This window comes from Streptomyces mesophilus (assembly GCF_011044995.1).
In the GTDB taxonomy this organism is placed as follows: domain Bacteria; phylum Actinomycetota; class Actinomycetes; order Streptomycetales; family Streptomycetaceae; genus Streptomyces; species Streptomyces mesophilus.
In genome coordinates this window covers 1-1,447 of sequence record NZ_JAAKZW010000457.1, presented here as the reverse complement: position 1 = coordinate 1,447, position 1,447 = coordinate 1, and the positions used below count along the sequence as shown (strand labels likewise).

The 1,447-nt window shown below is 66.0% G+C and carries 1 protein-coding gene; it reads left to right on the top strand.

Annotated elements, in window-relative coordinates:
- The first annotated feature begins 238 nt into the window (after positions 1-238).
- Positions 239-1,429 carry an IS110 family RNA-guided transposase gene (locus G6045_RS40540; protein ID WP_165337254.1) on the top strand — a complete coding sequence of 397 codons (1,191 nt, stop codon included), beginning with the start codon at positions 239-241 and terminating at the stop codon, positions 1,427-1,429.
- Positions 1,430-1,447 lie beyond the last annotated feature (18 nt).

Genomic DNA, 1,447 nt, shown 5'->3' with positions numbered 1-1,447 from the left:
CTCAACGTTCCCTACGTTGTTCTGCGGGACCGGGCGAGCCCTTCGTATGGTTCGTCCACCCAGGGGCGTCGGGTGTGGCTTTCAACGTTCTGCCGTCAGTGGCTTCCATTGATTGGCCGCCCGACGCCCCACGACGACTCGGCTGCCAATTAGGATTTGCGAATGATCGCTCCGTAGGGAATCGACAGCGAGGTCGTCCGTCGGGAGGCACCAGCACCACACCGCACGGAGGCATCACATGGCCGCAATCTGGGCTGGCATCGACGCAGGCAAGACCCATCACCACTGCGTCGCGATCGACGAGAGCGGCCACCGGCTGCTGTCCCGACGAGTCGCCAACGACGAACCCGAGCTACTCGAACTCCTAGCCGATGTCCTGGCCCTGGGCGACGAGGTGACCTGGGGCATCGACCTGGCCGATGGCGGAGCCGCCCTCGCGATCGCGCTTCTCCTCAACCACGACCAGCCGCTGCTTTACCTCTCCGGCCGCGCCATTCACCGCGCCTCCGAGGGCTACCGCGGCGAAGGCAAGACCGATGCCAAGGACGCCGCCGTCATCGCTGATCAGGCTCGTATCCGCCGCGATCTGCATCCTTTACGGGCTGGCGACGAGACCGTCATCGACCTCAAGATCCTCACCGGCCGGCGCATGGACCTGGTCGCCGACCGCACTCGCACCGTCAACCGGCTCCGCGCTCAACTCACGGGCATCTTCCCTGGCCTGGAGCGTGCGCTCGATGTCACGAACACGGGCCCGCTCGTTTTGCTGACCGGTTTCCAGATGCCAGGTGCTCTCCGCCGGATCGGCCGCAAGAGGCTGGAGACGTGGCTGCGCAACCGCAAGGTCATCCGCGCCGATCAGCTGGCCAAGGCCGCCTTCGAGGCGGCTGAGCGCCAGCACACCAGCCTGCCGGGCGAGAGGCTGACCGCCCATATGGTGCACACGCTGGCGGCGGAGGTGATGAGCCTCAACCAGCAGGTCGCCGAGATCGACAAGCTCATCGAGGCCCGGTTTCGCGAGCACCAAGACTTCGACGTGATCACAAGCATGCCCGGCCTAGGCATCATCCTCGGCGCCGAGTTCCTGGCCGCCACCGGCGGCGACATGACCGTCTTCGGCACTCCCGACAGGCTCGCCGGCTTCGGCGGCGTCGCCCCAGCACCGCGAGATTCCGGGAAGATCAGCGGGAATCTACGGCGCCCTCAGCGATACAACCGCCGCCTCCAACGCGTCTTCTACACCTCCGCCTTGTTCAGCATCCGAACATGCGACGAGTCCCGCCGGTTCTACGATCGCAAACGAGCCGAGGGCAAGCGTCACACCCAGGCCGTCCTCGCTCTCGCCCGACGCCGAGTGAACGTCCTCTGGGCCCTCCTGCGCGATGGACGGTGCTACGAACTCACACCACCGACCGTCCTCGCGGCTTGACAGACCGCATTAGGAATC

Coding starts and splice junctions, on each gene's coding strand:
- G6045_RS40540 (WP_165337254.1), top strand. CDS start 239: ATGGCCGCAATCTGGGCTGGCATCGACGCAGGCAAGACCCATCACCAC.